General features: G+C 64.3%; 22 protein-coding genes. 7 read left to right on the forward strand and 15 right to left on the reverse strand.

Annotated elements, in window-relative coordinates; translation table 11 throughout:
* Positions 1–6: 6 nt before the first annotated feature.
* Positions 7–225: a SlyX family protein gene (locus LQD11_RS12985; RefSeq protein ID WP_008932583.1), complete on the forward strand. Its 219-nt coding sequence runs from the start codon at positions 7–9 to the stop codon at positions 223–225.
* A gap of 15 nt (positions 226–240) precedes the next feature.
* On the opposite strand, the gene LQD11_RS12990 is transcribed toward LQD11_RS12985, so the two are convergent.
* Together LQD11_RS12990 and LQD11_RS12995 are read right to left on the reverse strand one after the other, a co-directional pair.
* On the reverse strand, positions 241–1020 hold the full coding sequence (locus LQD11_RS12990) for a class I SAM-dependent methyltransferase (RefSeq protein WP_238617925.1): 780 nt from the start codon (positions 1018–1020) through the stop codon (positions 241–243).
* Positions 1021–1030: 10 nt separating this feature from the next.
* Entirely contained in the window at positions 1031–1609 is a 579-nt protein-coding gene (locus LQD11_RS12995) for a Rieske (2Fe-2S) protein (protein WP_238617926.1), read from the reverse strand.
* 53 nt (positions 1610–1662) lie between these two features.
* On the opposite strand from LQD11_RS12995, the gene LQD11_RS13000 reads away from it, so the two are divergent.
* Positions 1663–1992 (forward strand): hypothetical protein, encoded by a 330-nt coding sequence (locus tag LQD11_RS13000; protein ID WP_238617993.1) that lies wholly within the window; start codon positions 1663–1665, stop codon positions 1990–1992.
* On the opposite strand, the gene LQD11_RS13005 is transcribed toward LQD11_RS13000, so the two are convergent.
* A complete protein-coding gene (locus LQD11_RS13005; protein WP_008932579.1) occupies positions 1989–2471 on the reverse strand; it encodes a YajQ family cyclic di-GMP-binding protein in 483 nt (160 codons plus the stop codon). The two genes, LQD11_RS13000 and LQD11_RS13005, sit on opposite strands and share 4 nt — an antisense overlap.
* A 244-nt stretch (positions 2472–2715) precedes the next feature.
* Between LQD11_RS13005 and cyaY the strand changes: the two genes are divergently transcribed.
* Positions 2716–3045: an iron donor protein CyaY gene (cyaY, locus tag LQD11_RS13010; protein ID WP_238617927.1), complete on the forward strand. Its 330-nt coding sequence runs from the start codon at positions 2716–2718 to the stop codon at positions 3043–3045.
* On the opposite strand, the gene LQD11_RS13015 is transcribed toward cyaY, so the two are convergent.
* Genes LQD11_RS13015 through LQD11_RS13025 form a run of 3 tightly spaced genes read right to left on the reverse strand, consistent with a single transcriptional unit; the run spans position 3029 to position 5336 of the window.
* Positions 3029–3397 (reverse strand): hypothetical protein, encoded by a 369-nt coding sequence (locus LQD11_RS13015; protein WP_238617928.1) that lies wholly within the window; start codon positions 3395–3397, stop codon positions 3029–3031. The two genes, cyaY and LQD11_RS13015, sit on opposite strands and share 17 nt — an antisense overlap.
* A gap of 53 nt (positions 3398–3450) precedes the next feature.
* Entirely contained in the window at positions 3451–4815 is a 1365-nt protein-coding gene (gene mpl / locus LQD11_RS13020; protein ID WP_238617929.1) for a UDP-N-acetylmuramate:L-alanyl-gamma-D-glutamyl-meso-diaminopimelate ligase, read from the reverse strand.
* Entirely contained in the window at positions 4812–5336 is a 525-nt protein-coding gene (locus tag LQD11_RS13025) for a hypothetical protein (protein WP_238617930.1), read from the reverse strand. The genes mpl and LQD11_RS13025 overlap by 4 nt, the downstream gene beginning before the upstream one ends.
* 96 nt (positions 5337–5432) lie before the next feature.
* Between LQD11_RS13025 and LQD11_RS13030 the strand changes: the two genes are divergently transcribed.
* A complete protein-coding gene (locus LQD11_RS13030) occupies positions 5433–6656 on the forward strand; it encodes a phospholipase D-like domain-containing protein (protein WP_238617931.1) in 1224 nt (407 codons plus the stop codon).
* Between the two features lie 6 nt (positions 6657–6662).
* Here LQD11_RS13030 and LQD11_RS13035 read toward each other — a convergent pair whose 3' ends face one another.
* The 7 genes from LQD11_RS13035 to aceE all read right to left on the reverse strand — a co-directional run bounded on the left by LQD11_RS13035 (position 6663) and on the right by aceE (position 16420).
* Positions 6663–7418, reverse strand: coding sequence for an MlaA family lipoprotein (locus tag LQD11_RS13035; protein ID WP_238617932.1), 756 nt, complete (start codon positions 7416–7418; stop codon positions 6663–6665).
* Between the two features lie 95 nt (positions 7419–7513).
* Positions 7514–8728, reverse strand: a complete 1215-nt coding sequence (locus LQD11_RS13040; protein ID WP_238617933.1) for an argininosuccinate synthase — start codon at positions 8726–8728, stop codon at positions 7514–7516.
* A gap of 92 nt (positions 8729–8820) precedes the next feature.
* A complete protein-coding gene (locus tag LQD11_RS15625; RefSeq protein WP_276315705.1) occupies positions 8821–9495 on the reverse strand; it encodes a methyl-accepting chemotaxis protein in 675 nt (224 codons plus the stop codon).
* A 107-nt stretch (positions 9496–9602) separates the two neighbouring features.
* Positions 9603–10451 carry an OmpA family protein gene (locus tag LQD11_RS13055; RefSeq protein WP_238617934.1) on the reverse strand — a complete coding sequence of 283 codons (849 nt, stop codon included), beginning with the start codon at positions 10449–10451 and terminating at the stop codon, positions 9603–9605.
* Positions 10452–10507: 56 nt separating this feature from the next.
* Positions 10508–12265: a dihydrolipoyl dehydrogenase gene (lpdA, locus tag LQD11_RS13060; protein ID WP_238617935.1), complete on the reverse strand. Its 1758-nt coding sequence runs from the start codon at positions 12263–12265 to the stop codon at positions 10508–10510.
* 64 nt (positions 12266–12329) lie between these two features.
* Positions 12330–13658, reverse strand: coding sequence for a dihydrolipoyllysine-residue acetyltransferase (gene aceF, locus LQD11_RS13065; RefSeq protein ID WP_238617936.1), 1329 nt, complete (start codon positions 13656–13658; stop codon positions 12330–12332).
* A gap of 98 nt (positions 13659–13756) precedes the next feature.
* Positions 13757–16420 (reverse strand): pyruvate dehydrogenase (acetyl-transferring), homodimeric type, encoded by a 2664-nt coding sequence (aceE, locus tag LQD11_RS13070; RefSeq protein WP_238617937.1) that lies wholly within the window; start codon positions 16418–16420, stop codon positions 13757–13759.
* A 310-nt stretch (positions 16421–16730) separates the two neighbouring features.
* Between aceE and pyrC the strand changes: the two genes are divergently transcribed.
* Genes pyrC through LQD11_RS13085 form a run of 3 tightly spaced genes read left to right on the forward strand, consistent with a single transcriptional unit; the run spans position 16731 to position 19425 of the window.
* A complete protein-coding gene (gene pyrC, locus LQD11_RS13075; RefSeq protein ID WP_238617938.1) occupies positions 16731–17774 on the forward strand; it encodes a dihydroorotase in 1044 nt (347 codons plus the stop codon).
* A gap of 4 nt (positions 17775–17778) precedes the next feature.
* Positions 17779–18432: a ribonuclease T gene (gene rnt, locus LQD11_RS13080; RefSeq protein ID WP_238617939.1), complete on the forward strand. Its 654-nt coding sequence runs from the start codon at positions 17779–17781 to the stop codon at positions 18430–18432.
* Between the two features lie 18 nt (positions 18433–18450).
* Positions 18451–19425, forward strand: coding sequence for a GGDEF domain-containing response regulator (locus tag LQD11_RS13085; RefSeq protein WP_238617940.1), 975 nt, complete (start codon positions 18451–18453; stop codon positions 19423–19425).
* 13 nt (positions 19426–19438) lie between these two features.
* Here the strand turns inward: LQD11_RS13085 and grxD are convergent, their stop codons facing one another.
* Together grxD and LQD11_RS13095 are read right to left on the reverse strand one after the other, a co-directional pair.
* Positions 19439–19759 (reverse strand): Grx4 family monothiol glutaredoxin, encoded by a 321-nt coding sequence (gene grxD, locus LQD11_RS13090; RefSeq protein WP_238617941.1) that lies wholly within the window; start codon positions 19757–19759, stop codon positions 19439–19441.
* A 191-nt stretch (positions 19760–19950) separates the two neighbouring features.
* Positions 19951–21732, reverse strand: coding sequence for an N-acetylglutaminylglutamine amidotransferase (locus LQD11_RS13095; RefSeq protein WP_238617942.1), 1782 nt, complete (start codon positions 21730–21732; stop codon positions 19951–19953).
* Positions 21733–21837 lie beyond the last annotated feature (105 nt).

Genomic DNA, 21837 nt, shown 5'->3' on the forward strand with positions numbered 1-21837 from the left:
CTGGACATGTCGGATGCCGTGAGTGAAAGAATGGTGGAACTGGAGATCCGCATGGCCCATCAGGAGGCCCTGTGCCAGGATCTCAATGACGTGGTGATCCGGCAGCAGCAGGAGATCGACCGGCTGCAGTTGCAGGTGGAGGGTCTGCGGCTGCGACTGGTGGAGCTGATGGAACGCCAGTCTCCGGGAGCGCAACTGCCGGAACCACCCCCACCCCATTACTGAGCCGGTGCCGCCCCCTCATCCCCGGCCCTTCTCCCCCGGAGGGGAGAAGGGCGTGAGATAGATGTCGAACCGGGTACTGCTGCCCGGCAGGGTGTGACTGGGCGCCCTGCCTCCCAGAGGCTCGCCCCGCGCCGGCCGCTTGACCACCACCCGCTCCCGCGCCGCCCCCAGGGCGGCATCCAACAGCGCGGCGGCGTCCCCGTCATCCCCCACTAACGTGCGAAACACCCGCATCTCCTTCTTGACCAGGGCCTGCTTGTCCCGGTGGGGATACATGGGGTCCAGGCAGACCACGTCGGCCCGTTGCCCACTCAGCCATTGCACGGCATCCCCCGGAATCAGGGTCATGCGTTCGATGACCGGTGCCAGCGCGGCCATCTCGGCGGCCCGGGCCAGCCCGTCGGCCAGGAGGGCGGCAATGACCGGATGGCGCTCCAGCAGGATGACCTGGCAGCCCAGACCGGCCAGGATGAAGGCATCCCGGCCCAGGCCGGCGGTGGCATCCACCACCTCGGGACGATGCCCCTTCTTGAGTCCGGCGGCCCGGGCCAGCGGCTCGTTACGAGGGCTGGACTGGCGTCCGCGATACCCCAGGCGCCCCCCGGCAAAGTCCACATAGACGGGCCCCGGCGCATTCGGGCCGGTCTGGCGCAGCTCCAGGCGTTCGGGAGTGACCATCAGGACCGGACCGTCCGGGTGATCCGGTCTCCGCAGGGGCAGGCCCAGCTGCCGGGCCAGGTGCTCGGCCCGATCCCGGGTATCGGGGGTGTCGTGGGCAATGGAAAGGCCGTTCACGGGACCAGGCTCAGTCGGAAGCGGGCGTTTCGCCCAGGATCACCCGGCCATCCGGATGCAGTCGATAATCCGGCACTTCCAGGTTGCGCCGGGCGGCCTGACCGTCATGGACCCGACCGGCGAAGTCGTAACGCCCGCCCCGGCAGCGGTCGACAAAACCTCCACCCCAGCCCTGCTCCGCCGCGATCTCGGGGGGCACCAGGTCCAGGCGGCAACCCAGATCGGTGCCGGTGGCAAAGGCCACGAAGAGATCCGGTGCCGCGGAGCGATGGGCGTTGCGATAGGCACGGGGCTGGCGGCTGAAACGGGAACCCGGGTCATAGAGGCGCTCGGCAAAGGTCGCATCCGCCATCGCCATGCCCTCGTCCCGGCGCAGTACCAGCACGGGCCGGCCGCTCCACTCCACTTCCAGCATCTCCCCCGGCGCCAGCGAGGTGATGTCCACGGACTGGGTCAGGACATGACTGGTACGCGGCTCGCTCAGGAAGCCGGAGATCATGGCATAGGCCAGGGCCAGTATCCCCAGCAGGGCCATGAGCTTGAGCGCAACCCGGTAATAGACGCGAATATCCGATTCTTCAGTGGTCATGAGGGAGCCATCCGGGAATAATGGAGAATGTCACAATGATCCGAGAACATGCGATGAACGCCCCTTCCAGACACGCCTATGTCGGCATCCATAACGATCTTCACGGCGGCATGACCACCATCGGCGGCATCATCAAGGATGCCTGGGTGTTCGGCCTGATCCCGGAAACAGAGACCTGCGAGGGCTGGACACCGGCCCGGATCCAGATGCTCCATGACCAGGTGGCCGCCGCCTGGGATCAGCACGGCCTGCTGGCCAGCCGCCTGCCACCGGACCTGCGGGAGCGCCATGCCCGCATCCATGACGAGGCCATTGCCCGCGCCAAGGCCCAGGGCTGGGTGCCCGGCATGGATGTGGACGGCACCATGGCGCAGTCGCTCTAGTCCCTGAAGTTGTTGTACTGCAGGGGCAGGTCCAGTTCGGCCTTGCGCAACAGGGCGATGGCCTCCTGCAGGTCATCGCGCTTCTTGCCGGTGATCCGGACCTTGTCACCCTGGATCGAGGCCTGCACCTTGAGCTTGCTGTCCTTGATCAGACGGATGATCTTCCTGGCCAGATCCTGGTCGATACCCTGCCGAATGGTGACCACGCGGCGGGCCTTGCCGCCCCCCTCTTCCAGCTTGCCGGATTCCAGACAGCCCACGTCGATGCCCCGCTTGGCCAGCTTCTGGGTGAGGATGTCCATCACCTGGTCCACCTGGAATTCGGAGGCACCGAACAGGGTCAGCTCGGCCTCGCTCTGTTCCACGTCGGCGGGGCTGCCCTTGAAGTCGTAGCGGTTCTCCACTTCGCGCTTGGTCTGGTCGACGGCGTTGCGCAGTTCCTGCATGTCCACTTCGGACACCACGTCGAATGAAGGCATGATCTTCTCCGTATTGCTGAATCAGCGCGCAAGTCTATCAAAATGCGCGCAGGACGCCTCCATCGGGATCAGGCCGGCAGACACGAAGGGAGCACCATTGCCGTCATTCCCGCGAACGCGGGAATCCAAGCAGGCCCACGGGCGCGAAGGGAACCTGCCCTGCCCGGCGGTTCCGGAGGATTTGCTATTGGCCCGACAATCCAATACCGTCCGGGCTTTCCATCCCTTCCGAGGAATCACACTGATGAACCCAGTCTCCTTTGCCGTACAGGCGGAACAGGCCCTGGAATCGCTGATGGAGCGCATGAGTGAAGTGGACGCGCTGGCGGACCTGGACATGGATCTGGTGGACGGGGTACTGAAAATGGAGTTTGATGACGGCAGCAAGCTGATCATCAACCGGCAGGAGCCGGTGCGCCAGCTGTGGCTGGCCTCACCGGAAGGCCCGGCCCATTTCAATCAGGACACCAGCGGTACAGGCTGGGTGAACGACCGCACCGGAGAAGGGCTGCTGGACACCCTCAACCGGGTACTGAGCCAAAAGCTCGGCGAGGCGATCAGGATTCCGGACTAGACGGCGTCTGTTCCGGCTTTTTCAGCAGGGACTCCAGCTGCCCCACCACCACGGCGGGCTTGTGGTCTTCCAGCATCCGGTCCACCAGCAGCAGCATGGGATGATAACGGGGCTGCATGGTGTACTGGATACGGGCCATGTTCAGGGACAGGCGCCGGAACTGTCGGAAGAACAGATAGGACAGGGTGGCCACGATCAGTGCCGTCCAGGTGGCGCCCTGGAACCAGATCCAGGCGGCCGCCCCGTAGCCGATGAAGCTGACGATGAACAGCAGGGTGGCAAAGCGATGGATCGTGGCCACGAAAGCGGCAAAATCTTCTTGGTGAGCGGCAAATTCTTCCTGGGAGATCATGAATTACGGATTCCGGTTGGGTTGGCGGCGATAGTGTAACAACAGAAACAGGGCTACTGCCCGGCCAGCGCCTCCAGCAGTCGGTCATGCAACCCGCCGAATCCCCCGTTGCTCATGATCAGCACATGATCGCCGGGCCGGGCACTGGCCACCAGACGCGCCAGCAGGCCGTCCAGGGTCGGCGCGGACTCCCCCCGCCCCGCCAGTTCACCGGTCACCGTCGCCACGTCCCAGCCCAGATCCGGCGGCGCGAACAGGAACACCTGATCCGCCCCGGCCAGCGAGTTCGCCAGGGTCTGTCGATGGACACCCATGCGCATGGTGTTGGAACGGGGTTCCAGCACCGCCAGGATACGGGCCTCCCCCACCCGGCCGCGCAGGGCCGCAAGGGTGGCGGCGATGGCGGTGGGATGGTGGGCGAAATCGTCATGGACCGTCACCCCGCCCGCCGTGCCCCGCACCTGCAGCCGCCGCTTGACCCCGGCAAAGCGGGACAGCGCCGACACACCGGCCTCGACCGGCACCCCCACATGCCTGGCCGCCGCCAGGGCCGCCACCGCATTGCTCATGTTGTGATGTCCGGGCATGGACCAGTGGGCCTCGCCCACCGGGAGGTCCCGATGGTGGAGACGAAAATGGCTGCCGTCGGGGCTCAGGGCCTCTCCCCGCCAGTCCATCCCGCCATCGGTTCCGAAGCACTCCACCGGCGTCCAGCATCCCATGGCCAATACCCTTGAGAGCGCGGCATCATGACCCTGGCACAGGATGCGCCCCTCCCCCGGCACGGTGCGCACCAGATGATGGAATTGCCGCTCGATGGCGGCCAGATCCGGAAAGATGTCGGCGTGATCGTATTCCAGATTGTTCAGGATCAGGGTTCTGGGATGGTAATGGACAAACTTGGAACGCTTGTCGAAGAAGGCGGTGTCGTACTCGTCGGCCTCCACCACGAAGAAGGGCGTCTCCCCCAATCGGGCCGAGACCTGGAAATTATCCGGCACACCGCCGATGAGAAACCCCGGAGACAGTCCCGCGTCCTCCAGTATCCAGGCCAGCAGGCTGGCGGTGGTGGTCTTGCCGTGGGTCCCGGCCACCGCCAGCACCCAGCGATCCTTGAGCACATGCTCCGCCAGCCACTGGGGGCCGGAGGCATAGGGAATGCCGCGATTGAGCACATATTCCACCGCCGGATTGCCCCGGGTCATCACGTTGCCGACCACCACCACATCCGGCACCGGGTCCAGGTGAGCGGGATCGTAACCCTCGCTGACCGGGATGCCCTGGGCCGCCAGCAGCGTGCTCATGGGCGGGTAGACCTGCTGGTCCGAACCGGTCACTCGATATCCGGCGGACCTGGCCAGCAGGGCCACGCCGGCCATGAAGGTGCCGCAGATACCCAGAATATGCACATGACTCATGACGGCATGATCGCCGTGTAGAGCATTTCACCGGCAATGGCCGCCAGCATCAGATACAGCACCGCCAGCCCCACGCCACCGGCCACGGTCTGCAGGCCCAGGGCACTGCGCAGAATGTTGCCGTAGGTGGTCAGCAGCCAGCCCAGCAGGACCAGATAACCCACGGTGATGTAGACCGGGATCTCGGTGGGTGTCTCGGCCCCACGCAGGTTGTAGACCAGGGGCAGCATCAGCAGGCCCAGGATCACCCCGACGCCCAGCAGGGCACTCAAGGTCTGGTTGAACCGGTCCGGCAGCCCCCGCCAGGACAGCAGCAGGGCGGTGTAGCCCGCCAGCAGGGCCAGTTCCATCCCCGTCTGCAGGATGGCCAGCTGGAAGGGATAGAACGGCAGGGCCACGATCAGGCCCACCAGCAGATAGGCGATGATGCACAGCCATAGCAGCAGGGCCGAGGCCGGCAGGTCCTCCGGTCCTTTCTGCATGAAGGTCAACTGGATAAAGGGTTTGATCAACGCGTACATGCACGGCCCTTGTATGACGTCCCGATGATTCGATGACGGTCGCGTGAGATTCGTGCAAGGATATCATGTCCCTCCCGGCACACAGCAGAACCCGACATGGACAGGCCGTTCAAGACTCGCCGCTCGCCCCCGGCCCGGGGGCCTCACCGTTATCGGCTCAGGGTCGATGGTGATGATTTCTTTCCCGCCATGGTGGAGGCCATCGAATCGGCGCGGGAGCGGGTGCTGCTGGAGATGTACCTGTGCAGCTCCGGTGCGCTGACCACCCGATTCATCGATGCCCTGTGCCTGGCCGCGACCCATGGTGTGGAGGTTTGCGTGCTGCTGGATGATTTCGGCAGCCTGGCCCTCTCCGGTAGCGATCGGGGGCGTCTGCTGGCCCATGGCGTGCAGCTGGGCATGTATAACCCACTGGGTCTGAAGCGGCTCCATCTGTCCCTGTTCCGGGATCACCGCAAGCTGCTGGCGGTGGACGGCAAGGTGGCCTTCGTGGGCGGTGCCGGGCTGACCGATGACTTTGATCCGCGCTTTGCCGGCGACCAGGCATGGCACGAGGTCATGCTGGAGATCCGGGGGCCCTGCGTGACGGACTGGGAACAACTCTTTGCCAGAACCTGGTCCCGATGGCATGCCCATCCCCTGACATTGCCTGCCGCACCGACCGGTGACCACGGCCCGGTGGATGGCCGGATGGTGGGTAACAGTCTCCTGGGGGGGCGCTCGGTGATGCGCTCGGTGATTGCCGCCATCAAGAAATCACGGCGGCGGGTATGGATCACCACGGCCTATTTCGTGCCCACCCTACGTCTGCGCCGCGTGCTGGCCCGGGCCGCCCGCCATGGAGTGGATGTGCGGTTGCTGGTACCGGGACCGAAGACGGATCAGCCGGCGGTCCGGCATGCGGGGCGGCGCTTCTACGGGCGGCTGCTGCGGGCGGGGGTCAGGATCTTCGAATATCAGCCCCGCTGCCTGCATGCCAAGTACGTGATCTGTGACGACTGGAGCAGCGTGGGCTCCAGCAACCTGGATCACTGGACCCTGCGCTGGAACCTGGAGGCCAACCAGGTGGTGACCGCTCCGTACACCGTGGCGGAACTGGCCGGGCTGTTTGCCGGCGACCTGGCTCAGGCCCGGGAATGGACCTTGCAGGAGTGGCAGGCACGAGGTCGCTGGCACCGGCTGATGGAGCGGTTTTTCGGTGCCCTGGACGAATGGCTGGTGCAACTCAGTTACATGCGGGACGTACGGGAGGCGGACAAGGCACTGCGCCGGGGCATCCATGCACTGCCGACCTCGGATCATGCCTCCAGGGCAAGATGACCAGCCTCAGAAGTCGTCGTCCCAGTCTTCCAGTTCCCGCAGCAGGTCGTACTGGTCTTCGCCGGGGGCACCATCACGCACCAGATACTCCCGCCGTTGCAGGAAGGCATTGCGCAAGGCCATGTAACGGTCGGTGGCAAGTTCTTCCAGGGCTCGCTCGGTGGGCAGGAAACCTGCCCGGATGTCAATGATGTCCACCACCAGCAGGGTATTGCGGATAGCGGTTTCATCGTAGTAGTACAGCGGATGCGTCACCCCGTCCACCACCCGTGCCGGGGCATCCCGCAGGGTGCTCGGCCCCAGGAAGGGCAGCACCAGGTAAGGGCCTGAAGACACCCCCCAGCGCCCCAGGGTCTGTCCGAAGTCCTCGTTGCTCTTTTCCAGCCCCATGGGGCTGGCCACGTCGAACAGCCCGAACACCCCGAAACTGGTGTTCATGATGATGCGCGTCAGATCCGAGGCGGCATCATGGAACTTGAACTGCAGGGCGTTGTTGGTCATGTTGACCACATCCCGCAGGTTGGAGAAGAAGTTGGTGACGCCGGTCTGCACCGGCTGCGGCGCATAGCGCTCATAGCCCTCGGCCACGGGCTTGATCACGGCGGAATCCACCGCGTCATTGAACTGGAACATGGCCCGGTTATAGCCCTCCCAGGGGTCCCGGGGATCACGGGATTCCGGGGGGACCGTGGCACAGGCCGGCAGAAGCAGGACGATCAGCAGCAACAACCAGATCGGATGACGGGGCTTGGAGAGCTTCACGGGCAATACCTGTGGCAACGGTGAACACGTGGGGGGTATTCTTCCCCTCACCCCAACCCCTCTCCCCCGAGGAGAGAGGGGTACTGCTCAAACCCCTACCGTCCGCGCTGGGCGGCGATGCGCATGCGCAAGGCGTTGAGCTTGATGAAGCCTTCCGCATCCTTTTGATTATAGGCGCCGGCATCGTCCTCGAAGGTGGCGATGTGGGCGTCGAACAGGCTGTCGGACTCGGACTTGCGACCGGCGACGATGACATTGCCCTTGTAGAGCTTGATCCGCACCACGCCGTTCACATGCACCTGGGAGGCGTCGATCAGGGACTGCATCATCCGTCGCTCCGGACTCCACCAGTAGCCGTTGTAGATCAGGCTGGCGTACCGGGGCATCAACTCGTCCTTCAGGTGAGCGGCTTCCCGGTCCATGGTAATGGACTCGATGGCGCGGTGGGCCTTGAGCAGGATGGTGCCACCGGGGGTTTCATAGCACCCGCGGGACTTCATGCCCACGTAGCGGTTTTCCACCAGGTCCAGGCGACCGATGCCGTGGGCGCCGCCGATCCGGTTGAGGGTGGCCAGCAAGGTGGCGGGACTCATGGGTTCCCCGTTGAGGGCCACCGGGTCACCCTTCTCGTAGGTGATCTCCACGTATTCCGGCTTGTCCGGGGCGGCCTCGGGGGAGACGCTCCAACGCCACATGTCTTCCTCGGCCTCGAACCAGGGGTCTTCCAAGGGACCGCCCTCGTAGGAGATGTGCAGCAGGTTGGCATCCATGGAGTACGGGGACTTCTTGCCCCGCTTCATCTCCACCGGGATACCGTGCTGCTCCGCATAGGCCAGCAGCTTTTCCCGGGAGTTCAGGTCCCATTCCCGCCAGGGGGCGATGACGCGGATGCCGGGCTTGAGGGCATAGGCGCCCAGTTCGAAACGCACCTGGTCATTGCCCTTGCCGGTGGCACCGTGGGAGACGGCGTCGGCGCCGGTCTCGTTGGCGATTTCCACCAGGCGTTTGGCGATCAGGGGGCGGGCGATGGAGGTGCCCAGCAGGTATTCACCCTCGTAGAGGGCATTGGCACGGAACATGGGGAAGACGAAATCGCGCACGAATTCCTCGCGCAGGTCGTCGATGTAGATCTCCTTCACGCCCATGGCCTGGGCCTTGGCTCGGGCCGGTTCCAGTTCCTCGCCCTGACCGATGTCGGCGGTAAAGGTCACCACCTCGCAGCCATAGGTATCCTCAAGCCACTTGAGGATGACCGACGTATCCAGCCCGCCCGAATAGGCGAGGACGACCTTTTTCACATCATTGGCCATGTAAGGCAACCCCTGGGAAAGACGTAAGTGGTACAGGGGCGCAAGTATAGCGAAACTGGAGCCGGGTAAGGAATGGACGCCGCCACCGAGGGTCAGATCCGACGCTTGAGCTCCTGTTCCAGCTCCGCCATGAGATTGCTGATGTTACCGGCAAACAGCCCGGTCTGATCCGCCAGACGGTTCACCTCCTTGGCCACCACCGCAAAACCGCGCCCGTGCTCCCCCGCCCGCGCGGCCTCGATACTGGCATTGAGGCTGAGCATGCGCAGGGCCTTGAGCACGATCAGGATCTGGTTGGACTCGGTGATGATAGAATTGCTCAAGCGGCTCACGGCGGCAATCTGTTCATGCCGCGCGGATTCCACATCCTTGCGCCGGCGAATGTCGGTCACCACCCCTTCCAGGTACTGCAACCTGCCCTCCTGATCGAGCACCGGACCGCCGTTTTCGTTGACCCAGCGGACACTGCCGTCACGGTGGCGAATACGATAATCCACATCCCAGTTACCGCCGGCGGCCACGGCCTGGCTGATGGCCTCGTCGACGGCGGCCGAATCTTCCGGGTGAATCAGCGAGGCGTAGGACACCGCCCTGTTCTGCCGCAACTCATCCTGACCATATCCGGTGAGTTCCCGGCAGCGGCCGGAAATCACCAGCATGGTGTACTGGTCATCGTTGCGGCAACGATAGAGAAATCCGTTCATGCGACTGGCGATGCTGTTGAGGGCATCCAGTTCGGTGCTTTCATCGGCCTTGTGGGTGGGCATGTTCGGGGCTCCGCAGTGATGATCGTAGTGTATTCCCTGCTCCCTGTGGAGACGATGGATTTCAGTCCGGCGTCATCTCGGCACTGAATCCGGCGAGCCTCGCTCCCTTACCGGGTCAGCCAGATATCCACCCGGCGATTGAGGGCCCAGGCCGCTTCCGTGGATGCCGTGTCCAGGGGCCATGACTCGCCGAAGGCGCGCGTCTCGATCCGGTGGGCGGCAATTCCCTGGCCGCGCAGATAGGCCTGAACCGCGCGTGCCCGGCGCAGGGACAGGGCGTCGTTGTAGGCCTCGGTGCCGCGCTCGTCCGCATGCCCTCCAAGGACCACCCGGGCGTCGGGGTTATCCCTGAGCACCGCCAGGGCCCGCCGCAGTTCCCCATGTTGATCGGGGCGGATGCGGGACTCGTCAAAATCGAAGTGGATGCGCCAGTCGTCCAGGATCTCGAAATCCAGGCGCCTGAGTTCACCCTGACAGGCACGAAAATCCGCCAGGACTTCCCGAAAACGCAGGGGTGAGAGAGTCACCCGGATGTCCCGGGCGCCCCGACCCGGGTCCGGGTGCCGGATCAGGACTTCATGGCCGGTTTCCAGGCCGTAGTAAAGGGCCAGGGCCTCCTCCCGGCCCAGCCGAAGCAGGGTATCCCCGGCCATGGCGGGCACCGCGCCCAGATCCTGGGGAATCAGGTCGTGGCGCCAGTCGGGTGCTTGCAGGGACAGGCGGCCCACGTCGGGCGCATTCAGCGGGATGCGCGGGTCCAGGTAAAACCTCAGGGCGCGGCCCGGGCTGGCGTGGAAACGGGCGATGCCGTAGCGAGGAACGGGCTGCGCCAACTCACACAGGTCCGGCTCCTGGGTCACGATCCACTGGGCCTGCTCCATGCGGGGACCGTAGTCGGCGGCCTGGAGGGCGGCGGGCAGCAGGCAGAACAGCAGGATGGCGTAACGGGCGTTCATGCCTGGAGTTATCGGCAGGTGGTGGGGGAAGTTGAGGACCTCCCCCCCCTGCCCCATCAACGCCGACGCGGCGGCAGGATGTCGGTGATCGAGCCGTGGGCCACCTCCGCCGCAAAGCAGAGGGTTTCCGACAGGGTGGGATGGGGATGCACCGTCAGCCCCAGATCCTCCACGTCCGCCCCCATCTCCAGTGCCAGCAGGGCCTCGGCAATCAGTTCCCCCGCGTTGGGGCCGACGATCCCGGCACCGATCACCCGCTGCTGGTCATCCAGCAGCAGTTTGGTCATGCCGGCCTCGCCCCCCACGCTGAGGGCACGACCACTGGCCGCCCAGGGGAAGACCGCCTTGGTGTACTCGATCCCCTCCGCCTTGGCCTTCGTCTCGGTCAGCCCCATCCAGGCCACTTCCGGATGGGTATAGGCCACGCTGGGGATGGCTCGGGCATCGAAGTGGGATTTTTTCCCGGCCGCCGCCTCGGCGGCCACCTTGGCTTCATGGGTGGCCTTGTGTGCCAGCATGGGGCCACCCACCACATCGCCGACGGCGAAGATGTGTTCGACGTTGGTCCGCATCTGCCGGTCCACCTTGATGAAGCCGTGTTCGTCCACCTGAATGCCCGCCGCCTCGGCGTCGATCCGACCGCCGTTGGGCAGACGCCCCACCGCCACCAGCACCCGGTCGAAGGTGTCCTGTTCCGGGGCCTTGCCGCCCTCGAACCAGACCCGGATACCCTCGTCCACGGCCTGGGCGCGCGCCACCCGGGTACCGGTGAAGATATTCTCGTAACGGTCCTTAAGCCGCTTTTCCAGCGGCTTGACCAGGTCCCGGTCGGCGCCGGGCATCAGATCCTTGGACAGCTCGCAGACCGTCACCTTCGACCCCAGGGCATCGTAGACGCAGGCCATCTCCAGCCCGATGATGCCGCCCCCCACCACCAGCAGACGATCGGGGATGTCCTGAAGCGTCAGGGCGCCGGTGGAATCCATCACCCGCGGATCCTCCCAGGGAAATCCGGGCAGATGCACGGGCCGGGAGCCCACGGCGATGATGGCCTGTTCAAAACGAATCCGCTGTTCGCCGCCATCCACGGCCACGGTCAGGGTATGGGGCGAGGTGAAACGTCCCACGCCCTGCACCACCCTGACCTTGCGCTGTCCGGCCAGATGCCGCAGACCGCCGGTGAGCTTGCCCACCACGCCGTCCTTGTAGGCCGCCAGCGCGGGCAGATCGATCCGAGGCGTACCGAAATGGATGCCGTGGCGGGCAAAGTCCTTCGCCTCGTCGATCACCTGGGCCGCGTGGAGCAGGGCCTTGGAGGGGATGCAGCCCACGTTGAGACACACGCCGCCGATCTGTGGATACCGCTCCACCATGACCACGTCCAGGCCCAGATCAGCGGCACGAAAGGCGGCGGTATACCCCCCGGGGCCGGAGCCCAGCACCAGCAGGCCGCAGTGGATGTCCGCGTCATCGGTCGGCTCGGAGACCGGCCGGGGACGGCTGGGCGGCGTTTCGGGGCGCGGCGCGGCAGCGGCCGGCGCCGTGGTGTCTTCCCGTGGGGGGGATTCGGCGGTATCGGTTTCCAGTTCCAGGATGGCCGTGCCCTGGGAGACCTTGTCGCCCTTTTTCACCAGCAGTGTGCCAATGGTCCCCGCCGTCGGGGCGGGAATGTCGATGGAGGCCTTGTCGGACTCCAGGGTGATGAGTGGGTCTTCGGGTTTGACGGTATCGCCCGGGGCGACGAGGATGTCGATGATTTCCACATCCTTGAAATCGCCGATATCGGGGACCTGGATGGTGCGTGTCTGAGCCATGAATTCAACACTCCTTCTTTGCCGTTTCAAACTGCCCATGAATACCCGTGGGAGCGGGCCGCTGCTACAGCAGCATGCGCCGCATGTCCGACAGCAGACCGCTCAGACAGTGGGTGAAACGGGCGCCCAAGGCACCGTCGATGACCCGGTGATCATAGGACAGGGCCAGCGGCAGGATCAGCCGCGGCACAAAGGCCTCGCCGTCCCATACCGGCTGCATCCTGGCCCGGGAGACGGCGAGAATCGCCACCTCCGGCGCATTGACGATGGGTGTGAACTGGGTGCCGCCGATCCCCCCCAGGCTGGTGATGGTGATGCAGCCGCCCTGCATGTCGTCGGGCTTGAGCCGCCGCTTGCGGGCCTTTTCGGAAACCTCGGCCACCTCCCTGGCCAATTCCACCAGGCTCTTGCGATCCACATCCCGGATCACCGGGACCACCAGACCATCCGGGGTGTCCACGGCGATGCCCAGGTGAAAGTACTGTTTCAGGATCAGGTTTTCCCCGGCGGTATCCAGCGAGGCATTGACCCTGGGATGCGCCTTCAGGGCCGAGACCAGGGCCTTCATCAGGAACACCAGGAAGGTGATTTTCACGTCCTTGTCCTTGTATTCCGCCACCAGGGACTTGCGGAAGGCATCCAGCTCGGTGATGTCCGCCTCGTCGAACTGGGTAACATGGGGGATGTTCACCCAGTTGCGGTGCAGATTCTCGCCGGTGAGACGGTTGATGCGGGTCAGGGCCTGGGTTTTGACCGGGCCGAACCGGGAGAAATCGATCTCCGGGGGGCGTGCCAGTCCGGGCAGGGCCGGCGGCGCGGCCAGGGTGCGCTTGACGAAGGCCTGCACATCCTCCTTGAGAATACGCCCCTTGCGGCCCTTGCCTTCCACCTTGCCCAGATCCACCCCCAGTTCGCGGGCGAACCGGCGCACCCCCGGAGAGGCCAGGGCCTTGCGAAAGGCCGCCTCGTCCACCATCCCCGCCGTGGGGGAAGGTCTCGGACCGGGCGTGGATGCCGGGGCTTCGTCCCGGACGGCCTCCCGGGATCTCTCCGGCTCGGGCGCCGGGGCCTGAGCCGTTTCCGGCCGGGGGGGGGCTGCCTGTTGCGGCGACGGTTCCGGGGTCTTGTCAGGCGTTGGCGTCTTACCCCCCGCTTCCGGTTCCAGATCCAGAATGGCCGCCCCCTGGGAGACCCGATCCCCCACCTTGACCTTCAGACCCTTCACGGTCCCGGCCTGGGGGGCCGGGATGTCGATGGACGCCTTGTCCGATTCCAGGGTGATCAGCGGATCCTCCAGCTTGACCGTATCCCCCTCTCCCACCAGCACCTCGATGATTTCCACGTCCTTGAAGTCACCGATGTCGGGGACCTTGATTTCAACCACGTTGCCCATGGCGCAACTCCTTTGAGAAATTGGATTCACCGGCGGCGGCAGGCAACGGGACGGCCGCGCCGGCCGGTGATGCATGTCAATGGATGCGACCCGGCGCCTCAGGCGCGCAGGGGATTGGGTTTGTCCACGTCGATTTCATATTTGGCGATGGCCTCGCTGACCCGCTCCACCGGGATACGGCCTTCATCCGCCAGGGCCTTGAGGGCGGCCAGGGCGACGTAGTAGCGATCCACTTCGAAATGGTGGCGCAGCCGGGAACGCAGGTCACTGCGGCCGAAGCCGTCGGTGCCCAGCACCGTGTAACGTCCCGGGACCCAGGCCCGGATCTGATCGGCAAAGGCCCTGACATAATCGGTGGAGGCCACCACCGGCCCCTGACGACCCGTCAGGCATTGACTGACCCAGCTCCGGCGGGGTTCGGCCTCGGGATGCAGCAGGTTCCAGCGCTCCGTGTCACGGCCGTCCCGAGCCAGCTCGTTGAAGCTGGTGGCACTCCAGATATCCGCTTCCACGCCGAAGTCGTTGAGGAGCAGTTCGGCGGCGGCAATCACCTCCTGCAGGATGGTGCCCGAACCCAGGAGCTGGACCCTCGGCTCACCCGATCCTCCTTCCCGGAGCAGGTACAGCCCCTTGCGGATCCCCTCCTGTGCCCCTTCCGGCATGGCCGGCTGAGGGTAGTTCTCGTTCATCACGGTGATGTAATAGAAAACACTTTCCTGGTTGACATACATGCGGCGCAGGCCGTCATGGAGGATCACCGCCAGCTCATAGGCAAAGGTGGGGTCGTAACTGATGCAGTTGGGCACGTTGGCCGCCATCAGATGGCTATGGCCGTCCTGATGCTGCAGCCCCTCGCCCGAGAGGGTGGTGCGACCGGCGGTCCCCCCCATGAGGAAACCCCGGGCCTGCATATCGCCCGCGGCCCAGATGAGGTCTCCCACCCGCTGGAAGCCGAACATGGAATAGAAGATGTAGAAGGGGATCATGCTCACCCCATGGACACTGTAAGCGGTGGCCGCCGCCGTCCAGGAGGACACGGCGCCGGCCTCGTTGATGCCCTCTTCCAGGATCTGCCCCTTCTTGTCTTCCCTGTAGAACATCACCTGGTCCTTGTCCTGGGGCGTATAGAGCTGCCCCACGGAGGAGTAGATCCCCAACTGCCGGAACAGCCCTTCCATGCCGAAGGTGCGGGCCTCGTCCGGCACGATGGGGACGATGTGATGGCCGATCTTCTTGTCCCGGATCAGCTGGGTGAGCATGCGCACCAGCGCCATGGTGGTGGACAGCTCGCGCTCTCCGGAGGACTCCATGGCGGCGTCGAACAGGGAGAGATCCGGGATCTCCAGGGGCGCCACCGAGGACTTGCGCACCGGCAGAAAGCCGCCCAGGGCCTTGCGCCGTTCATGCATGTAGCGCATTTCCGGGGCATCCTCCGGTGGCTTGATGTACTCCATCCGTTCCACCTGTTCATCGGTGAGCGGGATGCTGAAGCGGCTGCGGAAAGTCTTGAGTTCGTCCATGCCCAGCTTCTTCTGCTGATGGGCGCGCATCTGCCCCTCGCCGGCGGACCCCATGCCGTAGCCTTTCACGGTCTGGGCCAGGATCACGGTGGGCTGGCCGACGTGGTTGACCGCCGCGTGGTAGGCGGCGAAGACCTTGAAGGGATCATGCCCACCCCGGTTCAGACGCCAGACGTCGTCATCGGACATGTTGGCCACCATGGCCTTGAGTTCGGGATATTTGCCGAAGAAATGCTCCCGCACATAGGCACCGTCCTTGGCCTTGTAGTTCTGATAATCCCCGTCCACGGCCTCCATCATGCGCTGCTTGAGCAGGCCCTTGGTGTCCTTGGCCAGCAACGGATCCCAGTAGCTACCCCAGAGGACCTTGATGACATTCCATCCGGCGCCCCGGAACACGGCCTCCAGTTCCTGCACGATCTTGCCGTTGCCCCGCACCGGCCCGTCCAGACGCTGCAGGTTGCAGTTGACCACGAAGATCAGGTTGTCCAGCCTTTCCCGGGCCGCCAGGGAGATGGCGCCCAGGGTTTCGGGTTCGTCGGTCTCGCCGTCGCCGATGAAGCACCAGACCTTGCGATCCCGACTGCTGGCCAGTTCGCGGTCGTTCATGTACTTCATGAAGCGGGCCTGCATGATGGCGGCGATGGGGCCAAGCCCCATGCTGACGGTGGGAAACTGCCAGTAATCGGGCATCAGCCAGGGGTGGGGATAGGACGACAGTCCGCCGCCGCCCACTTCCTGACGGAAGCGGTCCAGCTGGGCTTCGGTCAGGCGCCCTTCCAGGTAGGAACGGGCATAGATGCCGGGGGCGGAATGACCCTGGACGAACAGCAGATCACCGCCATGCTCATGGGAAGGGGCGCGCCAGAAGTGATTGAAGCCCACGTCATAGAGGGTGGCGGCGGAAGCGAAACTGGCGATATGCCCACCCAGCTCGGTGCTGATACGATTGGCCTTGACCACCATCATCAGGGCATTCCAGCGGATGTAGGAACGGATCCGATGCTCCAGCTCCGCGTCACCGGGAAATTCCGGTTCCAGATGGGGCGGAATGGTATTCACGTAGGCGGTATTGGCGGAATACGGCAGGAAGGCGCCGGAGCGCCTGGCCTGGTCCACCAGACGTTCCAGCAGGTAATGGGCCCGTTCCGGGCCATCGGCCTGGATCACCGCTTCCAGGGCATCGAGCCATTCATGGGTTTCCTGAGTATCCAGATCCTGGAGTTGCTGCTGCGCGGTCATCACTTTTTCTCCATCCAGTCCCCCTGCGTGACGGGCGCGCGCGGGCGCACCCCATGGGGGTGTGGTTCAGACAAAACGGGGTACTTGCTGATATCATTCGGACCGGACTTTTATTATTTTTATGTCCATATCAAATCTCGACCTGAAACGCGGCAATTCGGTTCACATCGAGCGGTAAATTCATCGTCGGACCGTGCCGTTCGTTCAATCATGTTCTAGCTTTTATGCCGGCAGGTCAAGGAATCGGAACACCGCTTTTCATGCTTCACTGCAACACATTTCTGCAATAAAAACAGGAAACAGCGACACAATGACGACAATCCAGGAACTGCGTATCAGACGCCCCGATGACTGGCATTTGCATGTGCGGGACGGGAGCGCCCTTGATAGTGCAGTGCCGCATACGGCCAGATGTTTCGGCCGCGCCATCATCATGCCCAATCTCAAGCCGCCGATCGTGAATGTGGAGCAGGCCATCGCCTATCGCCGGCGTATTCTCGATGCCGTGCCGGCGGGGATGTCATTCGAACCATTGATGACAATTTACCTCACCGACAAGACCTCGCCGGAAGAGATCAAAAAGGCGGTGGACAGCGGGATCATCTTCGGTGTGAAGCTGTATCCGGCCGGTGCCACCACCCATTCCGATGCCGGCGTGACCGATATCCGCCACACCTACCCCACCCTTCAGGCGATGCAGGATCTGGGGCTGCCGCTGATGATCCATGGCGAGGCCACGGACCCGGGCGTGGACGTGTTCGATCGGGAAGCGGTGTTCATCGATCAGGTGCTGGCGCCACTGGTGGAACGCTTCCAGGGCCTGAAGGTGGTCCTTGAACACATCACCACGGCCCAGGCGGTGGCGTTCGTGCGCCAGGCACCGGACCGCGTGGCCGCCACGGTCACCCCCCAGCACATCCTCATGAACCGCAATGCCTTGTTCCAGGGCGGTCTGCGGCCCCATCATTACTGCCTGCCGGTGCTCAAGCGCGAAACCCATCGGGCAGCCATCATGGCGGTTCTGGCGGAGGGACATCCCCGCTTCTTCCTGGGTACCGACAGTGCGCCCCATCCCAAGGGCGCCAAGGAATCCGCCTGCGGCTGTGCCGGCATCTTCAGCGCCCCGGCTGCCATCGAACTCTATGCCGAGGCCTTCGAGCAGGCCGGCGCCCTGGACAAGCTGGAAGGGTTTGCCAGCCTGTTCGGCCCCGCCTTCCATGGCCTGCCGGTGAACGATGACTACATCACCCTGCGGCGGGAAACCTGGACGGTGCCGGAGGCCTACCCCTTCGCGGACGCCACGGTCGTGCCCATGCGGGCCGGCGGCACGCTGGACTGGAAGCTGGTAGTCTAGCGCCATGACAGACGAACTGAACTTCCGCCCCATGGGCAATCGTTTCCGTGGTTTTCTGCCCGTGGTGGTGGATGTTGAAACCGGCGGCTTCAATCCCAAAACCGACGCCCTGCTGCAGATCGCGGCCGTGTTCCTGCGCATGGACAAGGACGGCTTCATCCAGCGGGACCGGACCCTGTCCTGCCATGTCCAGCCCTTCGAGGGGGCCAACATGGATCCCAAGTCCCTGGAAGTGAACGGGATCAATCCCTGGCACCCCCTGCGTATCGCCCTGCCCGAGGACGAGGCCCTGCAACGGGTGTTTCGTGAGGTCCGCCAGGACATCAAGCGCAATCACTGTACCCGGGCCATCCTGGTGGGGCACAACGCCGGCTTCGACCTGGCCTTCGTCAACGCCACCGCGGAGCGGGCCCAGGTGAAGCGAAACCCCTTTCACCCCTTCAGCAACCTGGACACCGTCACCCTGTCGGCACTGGCCTACGGCCAGACCGTGCTGGCCAAGGCGGTGAAGGAGGCCGGCCTGCCCTGGGACAACTCGGAAGCCCATTCCGCCACCTACGACGCGGAAAAGACGGCCGACATCTTCTGCGATGTGATGAACCGGTGGAACCGGCAGATACTGCCGCTGGAGGCGTCCGCCATGGACAAGGCCTTGTGAGTTCCTTATAAGAGAATCATGGATCCACAGCGAGAACTTCAGATGCCGCCGCCGCTGTCCATTCTGGTCGTTGACGACATGCAGTACAGCCGGACCGTGCTCAAGAATACCCTGGAGCGCATCGGCTATGACGATGTCAGGCTGGCGGGATCCGCCGCGGAAGCGCTGGACGCACTCACCCTGAGACGGGCGGACGTGGTGATCGCGGACTGGGTCATGCCGGAGATGAACGGCCTGGAGCTGGCGGCGGCCATTCGCCGGCAGGATGAGGAGGCCGGACGCTACACCTCCATCATCCTGTTCACATCCAAGGATGAGGACAAGGCCATGTTGCAGGCCTTCCATGAGGGTGCCGACGACTTTCTCACCAAACCGATCCAGGATGTCCAACTGGCGGCACGCATCTATGCCGCCGGGCGGATTGCCATGCTGCAGAATCGCCTGATGGAAACTTCCGCAGCGCTGGAAACGGCCAACCGGCTGCTGGAGCACCAATCCACCACGGATCTCATCACCGGCCTGGCCAACCAGCGAGCCCTGAATCAGCGCCTGGAGGCACTGGTGCTGGAAACCCAGGCCCGGGGCGGAGGGTTCTGCCTGGCCCTGGTCAGCCTGGATCAGCAGGACGAGGCGCAGGTATCACCTTTTGAGGATCTGAGTTCGGAGGTGCTGCTGGGCTTTGCCAAGCGTCTGCGCCTGGCGGTTCGCCCCACGGACCTGGTGGCCAGGGTCGGCGAGGAGGAGTTTGCCTTGCTGATGCATGTGCATTCTCCCCGGGATTTCAATCGGGATCTGTTCAAGCGGGTGCTGACCAGCATCACCCGGGACGGTATCCAGACCTCCGAAGGGGCGGTACCGGTCCTGGTGTCCATCGGTGCCCACTTTCATCAGTCGGATCAGCCGCTGATGACCATCCGGGAACTGATGAAGCAGACCCGGAGCAACCTGGATCAGGCCCGGGGTCAGAGCGGCACCCGGGTGGTGGTGACCTGACCGGCGCCGCCTATCACGCCTCCCCGGCGGCTTCCTTGACCATCTGTTGCAGTTCACCGGACTCGAACATCTCCAGGGTGATGTCGCAGCCGCCGATCAGCTCACCCTTGATGTAGATCTGCGGAAACGTGGGCCAGTCGGCAAAGCCGGGCAGCGCCTGCATGATCTCCTGATCCGCCAGGACATTCACATAGGCAAAGGGTGCCCCGCAGGCCTTGAGCGCGGTGGCGGCCCGATTGGAGAAACCGCACATGGGGAACTGGGGCGTCCCCTTCATGTAAATGATGACGGGGTTTTCCTCCACCTGCTGCCTGATACGATCCAGAGCGTCCACTTCGTTTGACCTCGTGTTGATGAAAAGCCCCAGCCGGGGCAAATTCCGTCACTCCCGCTTGCGCGGGAATGACTCCCTTCAAATGGAAAGTGAATTCCGCATAAAAACGACTTGGTTCAACACACCGTTGACCGACTCAACATGATTGGACATCAGAGCATGACCATTGGTTTGTTCCCGGGCGCCGGCGCCTAGCCGGCGTGGATCCCCTGGCGCTGCAACCAGAATTCCAGCAGGGCCAGATGCCAGAGCTTGCTGCCCTGGATGCGGGTCAGATGCTGCTCCGGGGCCTTGAGCAGGGTTTCCACATACTCCCGCTGATACAGTCCCCGCTCACGGCAAGCCCGGGAATCCAGGATGTCGCGCATGAAGTCCAGAAACTCCCCACGCACGTACTTGAGGGCCGGTAACGGGAAATACCCCTTGGGACGGTCGATGACCGCATCCGGCAACAAGCCCCGGGCCATTTGCTTGAGCACGCCCTTGCCACCCTGGGCCAGCTTCAGCGCCGGCGGCATGCGGGCCGCCAGCTCCACCAGTTCATGATCCAGGAACGGCACCCGGGCCTCCAGCCCCCAGGCCATGGTCATGTTGTCCACCCGCTTGACCGGATCATCCACCACCAGAGTGGTGACGTCCAGACGCAGCACCGCATCCAGGAAGGTGTCCGCGCCCGGCTCGTTCAGGGCCGCCTCGATCAGCAGGGCCGTATGATCCTCTCCCACCAGGGCCGGATTCACCATGCGGGCAAACTCGGGCTGGTCGCGGTCGAAATAGTGCCGACGGAAGCGTTCCACCAGGGTCCCTTCCGTCTCCGCCGCCATGCGCGGATACCAGAAATACCCGGCAAAGACCTCATCGGCCCCCTGCCCCGACTGCACCACCTTCACGTGCCGGGAGACCTGCTCCGACAGCAGGTAGAAGGCCACCGCATCCTGCCCCACCATGGGCTCGGCCATCTGGTCCACCGCCTCGGGCAGACGGGCCAGAACCTGGTCATTGGGCACATGGAAGCGGTGATGATCGGTGGCATAGCGCTCGGCCACCGGGTCGGAAAACTCGAATTCACTGCCCTTCTCCTCGGGCTGATCCTCGAATCCCACGGTGAAGGTCTTCAGTCCCGTCGCCCCCGACTCCGCCAATAGGGCCACCAGCAGACTGGAATCCAGGCCGCCGGAGAGCAGCACCCCCACCGGCACGTCGGAAATCTCCAGACGCCGCTTGACCGAGCGCCGCAGGGCATCATGCACGGCCTCGGTCCATGCCTCCGGAGTCAGCTCCCGGTCGGGGCGGGTGGCCTCCAGCTGCCAGTAGCGTTGCAGCCGGGTACGACCGTCCTGCTCCACGGTGAGGGTATGACCGGGCTGCAGCTTTCTCACGCCCTTGAACAGGGTGCGGGGGGCGGGCACCACCGCATGCAGGGTGAAGTGATGATGCAGGGCCACCGGATCGATGTCCGTATCCACCTCTCCCGCGGCCAGCAGGGCCTGGATGTTGGAGGCAAAGCGCAGACGCCGGTCGGTGTGACTGTAGTAAAGGGGCTTGATGCCCATACGGTCCCGGGCCATGAACAGGCGCCGCCGACGCAGATCCCAGACCGCAAAGGCAAACATGCCGTGAAAGCGCTTGACGCAGTCCTCGCCCCAGGCATGGTAGGCCTTGAGGATGACCTCGGTGTCGCCGCTGGAAAAGAACCGGTAGCGATCTTCCAGTTCCCGACGCAGCTCGCGGAAGTTGTAGATCGTGCCGTTGAACACCACCGCCAGACCCAGCTCGGGGTCCAGCATGGGCTGGTTGGCCCGGTCGGACAGATCCAGGATGGACAGGCGGCGATGCCCCATGGCCAGGGGGCCGTCGGAATAACTGCCTTCGTGATCCGGACCACGGCGACGCAACCGATCCAGCATGCGCCGGATGGACTCAAGATCGGGGAGGGATTCGTTGAAATTCAGTTCGCCGCAGATGCCGCACATGGAGGTCGTCAGGGATCCTTGGAAATGGGGGTGTCGTACATCGATGTTCACACAATACAGGAGATGGGGGCGAATTGGACACGCTCAAGTCCCATGTCGCGCCGC

Origin of the sequence: Ectothiorhodospira shaposhnikovii, from assembly GCF_022227765.1 — a bacterium.
Lineage (GTDB): Bacteria > Pseudomonadota > Gammaproteobacteria > Ectothiorhodospirales > Ectothiorhodospiraceae > Ectothiorhodospira.

Excerpts from the sequence above, each read along its gene's own strand:
- LQD11_RS13095 (WP_238617942.1), bottom strand. The coding sequence starts at position 21,732 with ATGTGCGGCATCTGCGGCGAACTGAATTTCAACGAATCCCTCCCCGAT.
- LQD11_RS13055 (WP_238617934.1), bottom strand. The coding sequence starts at position 10,451 with ATGAACGCCCGTTACGCCATCCTGCTGTTCTGCCTGCTGCCCGCCGCC.
- rnt (WP_238617939.1), top strand. The coding sequence starts at position 17,779 with ATGACAGACGAACTGAACTTCCGCCCCATGGGCAATCGTTTCCGTGGT.
- LQD11_RS13030 (WP_238617931.1), top strand. The coding sequence starts at position 5,433 with ATGGACAGGCCGTTCAAGACTCGCCGCTCGCCCCCGGCCCGGGGGCCT.
- lpdA (WP_238617935.1), bottom strand. The coding sequence starts at position 12,265 with ATGGCTCAGACACGCACCATCCAGGTCCCCGATATCGGCGATTTCAAG.
- LQD11_RS12995 (WP_238617926.1), bottom strand. The coding sequence starts at position 1,609 with ATGACCACTGAAGAATCGGATATTCGCGTCTATTACCGGGTTGCGCTC.
- LQD11_RS13005 (WP_008932579.1), bottom strand. The coding sequence starts at position 2,471 with ATGCCTTCATTCGACGTGGTGTCCGAAGTGGACATGCAGGAACTGCGC.
- LQD11_RS13015 (WP_238617928.1), bottom strand. The coding sequence starts at position 3,397 with ATGATCTCCCAGGAAGAATTTGCCGCTCACCAAGAAGATTTTGCCGCT.
- aceE (WP_238617937.1), bottom strand. The coding sequence starts at position 16,420 with ATGACCGCGCAGCAGCAACTCCAGGATCTGGATACTCAGGAAACCCAT.
- LQD11_RS13085 (WP_238617940.1), top strand. The coding sequence starts at position 18,451 with ATGGATCCACAGCGAGAACTTCAGATGCCGCCGCCGCTGTCCATTCTG.
- mpl (WP_238617929.1), bottom strand. The coding sequence starts at position 4,815 with ATGAGTCATGTGCATATTCTGGGTATCTGCGGCACCTTCATGGCCGGC.
- aceF (WP_238617936.1), bottom strand. The coding sequence starts at position 13,658 with ATGGGCAACGTGGTTGAAATCAAGGTCCCCGACATCGGTGACTTCAAG.
- LQD11_RS13040 (WP_238617933.1), bottom strand. The coding sequence starts at position 8,728 with ATGGCCAATGATGTGAAAAAGGTCGTCCTCGCCTATTCGGGCGGGCTG.
- cyaY (WP_238617927.1), top strand. The coding sequence starts at position 2,716 with ATGAACCCAGTCTCCTTTGCCGTACAGGCGGAACAGGCCCTGGAATCG.
- LQD11_RS12985 (WP_008932583.1), top strand. The coding sequence starts at position 7 with ATGTCGGATGCCGTGAGTGAAAGAATGGTGGAACTGGAGATCCGCATG.
- LQD11_RS15625 (WP_276315705.1), bottom strand. The coding sequence starts at position 9,495 with ATGCCCACCCACAAGGCCGATGAAAGCACCGAACTGGATGCCCTCAAC.
- LQD11_RS13025 (WP_238617930.1), bottom strand. The coding sequence starts at position 5,336 with ATGTACGCGTTGATCAAACCCTTTATCCAGTTGACCTTCATGCAGAAA.
- LQD11_RS13000 (WP_238617993.1), top strand. The coding sequence starts at position 1,663 with ATGAACGCCCCTTCCAGACACGCCTATGTCGGCATCCATAACGATCTT.
- pyrC (WP_238617938.1), top strand. The coding sequence starts at position 16,731 with ATGACGACAATCCAGGAACTGCGTATCAGACGCCCCGATGACTGGCAT.